Below are 5,885 nucleotides of genomic sequence, written 5' to 3'. Positions count from 1 at the left end.
CTTCTACGATGGCAGCAACTGACCGATCAAGCACACGATGATCGTACGCTTTGAGTTTTAGTCGAATTTTTTCCATAGGTTTTCCCTTAAAAGAACTTGTTGGTATGCGACCAACGCTTTTTGGAGCCAAGATTATACATAAAAGTTTTCTCAAATTCAAGATTTTACGGGATTTTTGTGCTATACTTTCCGAAATTTGTTTCCTTATAAAAAGGAAACGATGATGCTTTTGCCGACAGTCGCTCTTTTTTCATACAAGGGTAACGCCGGAGACCATCTTTTCACACACATGGAGTCAGATGCAGCAGTTGGAAGCTTTTTACGAATCGACACCGAAAGCGGTTGGATTTGTCGAAAGAAAAATCGAAATTCCTTCACACACTCTCAACCTGTACGGGCCGCCCAAAACGGGAAAAACATGGCTGGTCCTCGACTATCTGTCGCGACTCCCCAGAAAAAAGCGGCTCTATATCGATCTGCGCGATCTGCGTATCGACAACGAATCGCTCGGACGGGAGCTTCAGGCATTCATCGACGTGCACGGGATCGAGAGTGTCGTCCTTGATCATTACGACGGCTCCATTGCGATGCCGCAGTGCCGGCAGACGATTCTGGTGAGCGAAGCGCCGTTCACCGAAAATCGTTTCATGCCTCTGCTGGAAGTTCCGCCACTCGATTTCGAAGAGTATCTGGCATTCGAAAAACGCCACATCCACCTCGAGCACTCCTTTTCTCTCTACCTGCGTACCGGTTCGCTTCCGATCATGGCGACGGTCCACGAATCGCTGCTCACGATAAAGCTGCACGAGCAGATCCGCTCGATCTTTCCCACAGAGACGGAACGGCTGCTTTTCCGGCAGATGGCAAGGTTCCTGGGCAAACCCGTCACGGCAAATCAGCTCTATACGACGATCAAAAAAGAGCATAAAATATCGAAAGACTGGCTCTACAGAACCCTGAAATCATGGGAAGAGAGACAGATCATCCTCTGGATGGAGAAGTTCGGACAGCCCCGGGCGGCGAAGCGGCTGCTGATCTACGATTTCGCGATACCGGCATCCCTCTATTTCGAGAAATCGTTGATGGGGCAGCTCTATTCGATCGCATCGATCCGTCTGCTTCAACACAACCCCCGAACGACTTTCACCGACAAAATCGATTTTTTCCTGCCCGATTCGCGTCACGCTCTGCTTCTCTCCCCTTTTGCCAACCCCCAGAGCACCGCAACAAAAATCGCGAAACTGGTCGACGAGATCGATCGCCTGCAAATCCGAAACATCACAATCCTTACGATCGCCAACAGTTTCGAATTCATGTTCGAAGAGATTCAGGTCGTCGCCAAACCGTTTTACACCTGGATTCTGGAAGAGGAGTAACCCGCGGCAGCCGTTATATCTTGAAAATCGCTTTTTTCAGGATATGAAATTCATTGACAACAGGATCATTGTCAATGCCCAGTTTTCTCGCCGCATTGGGATGGACCAGAAAATAGCCCAGTACCACATGTACCTCATCCCCTTTTTGAAGTGCAACATCGTATCGGAGAGGCCGTTTTTCATTGGCTTTGATCATCGTATCCTTCACCGTCTCCGTCGCCTGCCACGGCATCGCCGGTTTACCCTCTTTCCCGATGACGCGGACGAATACCCGATTGGGCAGCCCGATACGTTTGTCTTCTCTGAAAACACTGACCTTCAGTACGGCAATTCGAAGCGGATGCAACAGGAGGGCATGGGATGTACGGTTGTCGATATTGACGATGAAGTGGTCGATATTGCGCAACATGGAGATATCGACATACTTCGCGAGCATATCGGCATGGAAATGCGATCCGGCGAAACCGTGAAAGGCATGTTTTTCTCTTGGCTTCAGATTGCTGACACTACCTTCGACTTTCGGCATATGGCAACTGACACAATTGGCACTATCCATCTCGTTGGCGATATTGGTGGAGCAGACGTTGAGGCCCCACTTGTTACGTTTATGGGAGTGGCACCCGATACAGACGTTGCCGTTTTTCATATGGTCATTGTCCTCGGTGATGATGTCGTGAAACGGGGAGGCAATATGTTCTTTGCGCGTTCCGAAGTAGGCTTTCGGTCTCTTCGAAATGATGTTGGTATTCGATGTTTTCTGAAATCTGATCGATCGGATACGGTGGCAATACGCACAGGCGATACCATCCTGATGGGTGGGGTTACCCGTTTCGGGCAGTGCTTTTTGGCCTTTTGTCAACATTTTGTCCAGATTGTCAGCCGCCGGTGTGTGACACTTGCCGCAACCATAGCGGTGCTGCTTGAGATTCTGGGGATGTTTCGCCCAAACTGCCGCATGGATCGTATCTTTCTGCGGCGTGCTGTTGGCGTGCATCGAACCCATATACTCTTTATAGATGGCTGGATGGCAGTTTTTGCAGGCTTCATTTTTCGCAAATGTATGGATGCCATCGTTCGCCCATATACCAACCCATGCCAGGATCAAAAAAACGAGCAGTTTATTCATTCTTTCACCTTGTCAGAACAATTTTGAACAGTTTCATTATAGCACGCATCTCAAAATTTCAAATCGGTCCGGAGCCTCACAAATGCGGCCCGTGCATCCTCCTCATCGGCAGGATACTGCAGATCGATGTAGTAGCTGTACACAGGGGTCAATCCCCGTCGAACCTCCATCCTCAGAAAATGGTGGGGAAACGCGGAAAGCGCTTTTTGCTGAATGTTCTGATTGCTGTTGCACCCGATATTCTCCTTGTGCCTCACCTCCAGTACAGCATCGCACTCTCTTGAAAAATCATAGAGTCGTTTCAACTCTTTTTCAAGAGCATCGTCCGGAGGAAAAACGGCGATTCTGAGACATGTGACCGGTTGTTCATGTGCCGTTTCGTACACTCTGGTGACAGGTTTCTCGCCACATCCCGTCAACCCTGCAGCCACGATTACGGCTACAACACTCGGATGGAAGATACTTTTCAACAAACCTCTCCTTCAGCCGGATATCTGTATGATTTTATCATGAAACATCTATGCGGCATCGACGAAGCGGGCCGCGGTCCCCTGGCAGGGCCGCTGGTCATGGCGGGCGTCATTCTCTACGAACCCATCGAGGGGCTCACCGACTCGAAACGGCTTACCGAAAAGAGGCGGGAAAGACTCTACGAGATTATCCTCAAAGATAGCGCATGGCACATCGTCTCCTTCGATGCGGAAACGATCGACGAAAAAGGGATCAGCGCCTGCCTCATCGCCGGCCTCAAAGAGATCATGCAGAGACTGGAAACAGATGATTACCTCTTCGATGGCAATACCACATTCGGCCTTCCCCGGCTCCGGTGTCAGATCAAGGCGGATCTCGATGTTCCCGAAGTGAGTGCCGCCAGTATTCTCGCCAAAGTGACACGTGACAGAGTCATGGTCGATATGGGAAAAAAATATCCGGGATACGGTTTTGAAAACCATAAAGGATACGGTACGAAAGCCCATGTCGAAGCGATTCGAAAAAACGGCTTTTCACCCATTCACCGCAAAAGCTTCAAAATCAAATCACTGGAACAGCCGACGCTGTTTTAGGCAATCTCTCCGTTCACCAGTTCAATCCTCTTCGAACATCGAATCGTCAGTGGTATTGATGTCGAATGTTGTTTCGACCGTTTCATTCGTATCAAGATCGATGACCTTGACATGCCATACGCCTTTGGCCCGACCCGGAAGAAAACGGTAGTCATAGACGGAACCATGGCGTGCAGGAATCTGGAAATGGCGAACGCGATCATCATCCGGAGAGTCGGGCGAAACCCAGTGAAATTCGACATTTTTTCCATTCTGATTGTCGGAGCGATCGAGATAATAGGTGCAGTAGATACGCTCGTTTTCAATATTGCACTGCACATTCGCGGCCATTGAACAGCGTACACCGAACAGTATAAAAAACAATAAAATCCATCGTCGCATGGGAATCATTATATCACATTCCCCTGAAGTGTTGCGACGATCCGACGGCTCCCTCCATAATCCCTCGCTTCCACGAGATAGATGCCCTGCCACGTTCCCAGCGCCATGCTTCCATGGGCGACAGGTATCGTCAGTTGGCAGCCGAACAGCATCGATTTCAGATGTGCCGGCATGTCATCGCTCCCCTCCAGGATATGCCGAAACTTTGTATAGTTTTCTGGTATCAGATCATCGATAAATGTCTGGGTGTCGTACCGGACATCGGGATCGGCGTTTTCATTGATGGTCAGTCCGGCGCTGGTATGCTGCAAAAACAGATGCAACAGCCCCGCCTCGAACTGTGCAATCTGCGGCAGCTGCGAAACGATTTCGTGTGTTACAAGATGCACGCCCCGCGATTTGGCGCCCAGCGAAATATGTACCTGTACCGTCTCCACACCGCCGCCTTACCCGCCAAAGATGAATTTGAACACTTTTTTGATGACACAGGTTTCGTCTTCACGCTCTTCGCGTACCTCCTCGACCACTTTGACCACTTCCGCCGTATCATCGAAATAGCCGATACGCTCTTTTGCTTTGGCGAGCGCTTCGCTCTCGCTTGCCGCCATTGTCAGAAGTACCGCCATACGGCGCCCTTCGTGACTCTCCGGCTTTCCGAAAACCCGAACGAACGAGTCGGCCGCGAAGGCCTTGTCGTCGATATTCAATACCGGCGTGACACTTTCGCTTTTAGCCTTGTAGGCCGCACTTGCACCCGGGGTAAAAAAGGTGAAGTCGAGCGGCAGCCCCAATACAGCCCGCAGGTGCAGCGCAAATTCGCTCTGGCTCTGGGTGATGAGCGTAACCATCCCGGTATCGTGCGGGCGGGGACTCACTTCGCTGAAATAGACATCATCCCCTTTGATGAAAAGCTCGACACCGAAGATGCCCCGGCCACCCAGCCCGTCCGTCACTTTTTTGGCGATCTCCTTCGCTCTCTCGAGTGCGACCGGACTCATGAATGCCGGCTGCCAGCTGAAAACATAGTCGCCCCCCTTCTGTTCATGGCCGATCGGTTCACAGAACACCGTCTCTTTTTCTGTCCGCGCTGTCAGCAGGGTGATTTCGTAATCGAATTTTACAAACTCCTCGACAATCAACTCGCTGGCATCGCCCCGTGCCTCCTTGGCGATCTCCCATGACTGCTCGATGTCGGCTGCCGTTCGCGCGACACTCTGCCCATGTCCCGACGAGCTCATCACCGGTTTGATGACGCATGGATACCCCACTGCCTCGGCTGCTTCATGCAGCTCCTCCAATGTCGAGACAAACCGGTAGGCACTCGTTTTGAGCCCCAGCTCTTCCGCCGCGAATTTCCGGATATTTTTACGGTTCATCGTTTTGTTGACCGCTTCGGCATTCGGAATGACGTGGAAGCCCTCCTTTTCCGCTTCGAACAATGCGGCAATACTGATCGCCTCGATCTCCGGAAGGATATAGTCCGGCCGGACACGACGGATCAGATCGAGAACCTCCTCTTTGTTCTGCATATCGATGACATGTGCCTCATGCGCCACCTGGTGCGCCGGTGCCTGCGGATAACGGTCGACCGCGATCACTTCGATTCCGAGCCGCTGCGCTTCGATGGCTACCTCTTTGCCCAGCTCGCCGCTTCCAAGCAGCATGATTTTCAAAGAATTCGATTTCAAAGGAGCAGGAAAGTACATGCGCAATCCTTAATTGTTTTTTGGTAATATACCTAAAATCTATTTAAATATAAGGAGACTCCATGGCATGTCAAATGGGAGATCAGGATCGACTCAGCAGAATCGTAGCGGGTATCATACTCATTGGGTTCGCAATGATCACAGGTAATCCGATCGGATGGCTCGGAGTCATTCCTCTCGTCACCGGAGCGATCGGCTGGTGCCCGATCTACGAACCTTTCGGGATCAATAC

8 protein-coding genes and 1 pseudogene are annotated in these 5,885 nt (G+C 50.9%); 3 read left to right on the top strand and 6 right to left on the bottom strand.

From position 1 onward, the window contains the following. Positions 1–106 (bottom strand): annotated as a pseudogene (locus tag Q1K24_RS08925) (30S ribosomal protein S10); the annotation flags it as partial. Positions 107–299: 193 nt separating this feature from the next. Between Q1K24_RS08925 and Q1K24_RS08920 the strand changes: the two are divergent. Next, positions 300–1,376 carry a hypothetical protein gene (locus tag Q1K24_RS08920; protein WP_300369086.1) on the top strand — a complete coding sequence of 359 codons (1,077 nt, stop codon included), beginning with the start codon at positions 300–302 and terminating at the stop codon, positions 1,374–1,376. 13 nt (positions 1,377–1,389) lie between these two features. Here the strand turns inward: Q1K24_RS08920 and Q1K24_RS08915 are convergent, their stop codons facing one another. Both Q1K24_RS08915 and Q1K24_RS08910 read right to left on the bottom strand, forming a co-directional pair. Further along, the gene (locus tag Q1K24_RS08915) at positions 1,390–2,502 is read right to left on the bottom strand and encodes a multiheme c-type cytochrome (protein WP_300369083.1); all 1,113 of its coding nucleotides are present in this window, start codon (positions 2,500–2,502) and stop codon (positions 1,390–1,392) included. 50 nt (positions 2,503–2,552) lie between these two features. Further along, positions 2,553–2,975 carry a hypothetical protein gene (locus Q1K24_RS08910; RefSeq protein ID WP_300369080.1) on the bottom strand — a complete coding sequence of 141 codons (423 nt, stop codon included), beginning with the start codon at positions 2,973–2,975 and terminating at the stop codon, positions 2,553–2,555. Positions 2,976–3,011: 36 nt separating this feature from the next. On the opposite strand from Q1K24_RS08910, the gene Q1K24_RS08905 reads away from it, so the two are divergent. Next, positions 3,012–3,566, top strand: coding sequence for a ribonuclease HII (locus tag Q1K24_RS08905; protein WP_300369077.1), 555 nt, complete (start codon positions 3,012–3,014; stop codon positions 3,564–3,566). Positions 3,567–3,587: 21 nt separating this feature from the next. Here the strand turns inward: Q1K24_RS08905 and Q1K24_RS08900 are convergent, their stop codons facing one another. From Q1K24_RS08900 to purT, 3 genes are read right to left on the bottom strand one after another with little or no spacing between them, the layout of a single operon-like run. Then, positions 3,588–3,929, bottom strand: a complete 342-nt coding sequence (locus Q1K24_RS08900; protein ID WP_300369074.1) for a hypothetical protein — start codon at positions 3,927–3,929, stop codon at positions 3,588–3,590. Positions 3,930–3,955: 26 nt separating this feature from the next. After that, complete coding sequence (locus Q1K24_RS08895) at positions 3,956–4,384, bottom strand: secondary thiamine-phosphate synthase enzyme YjbQ (protein WP_300369072.1); 429 nt, start codon at positions 4,382–4,384, stop codon at positions 3,956–3,958. 9 nt (positions 4,385–4,393) lie between these two features. Further along, positions 4,394–5,653 (bottom strand): formate-dependent phosphoribosylglycinamide formyltransferase, encoded by a 1,260-nt coding sequence (gene purT, locus Q1K24_RS08890; protein WP_300369070.1) that lies wholly within the window; start codon positions 5,651–5,653, stop codon positions 4,394–4,396. Positions 5,654–5,715: 62 nt separating this feature from the next. On the opposite strand from purT, the gene Q1K24_RS08885 reads away from it, so the two are divergent. After that, a partial coding sequence (locus Q1K24_RS08885; protein WP_366903832.1) for a DUF2892 domain-containing protein occupies positions 5,716–5,885 on the top strand: 170 nt, incomplete at its 3' end.

The organism is Hydrogenimonas sp. (assembly GCF_029932565.1).
Lineage (GTDB): Bacteria > Campylobacterota > Campylobacteria > Campylobacterales > Hydrogenimonadaceae > Hydrogenimonas.
Note: the sequence above shows the minus strand (reverse complement) of the source record. Positions and strands in the feature narration are given on the sequence as shown.

Bases quoted from the DNA above. Each gene is read 5' to 3' on its own strand.
- Q1K24_RS08920 (WP_300369086.1), top strand. From the start codon at position 300: ATGCAGCAGTTGGAAGCTTTTTACGAATCGACACCGAAAGCGGTTGGA.
- Q1K24_RS08915 (WP_300369083.1), bottom strand. From the start codon at position 2,502: ATGAATAAACTGCTCGTTTTTTTGATCCTGGCATGGGTTGGTATATGG.
- purT (WP_300369070.1), bottom strand. From the start codon at position 5,653: ATGTACTTTCCTGCTCCTTTGAAATCGAATTCTTTGAAAATCATGCTG.
- Q1K24_RS08905 (WP_300369077.1), top strand. From the start codon at position 3,012: ATGAAACATCTATGCGGCATCGACGAAGCGGGCCGCGGTCCCCTGGCA.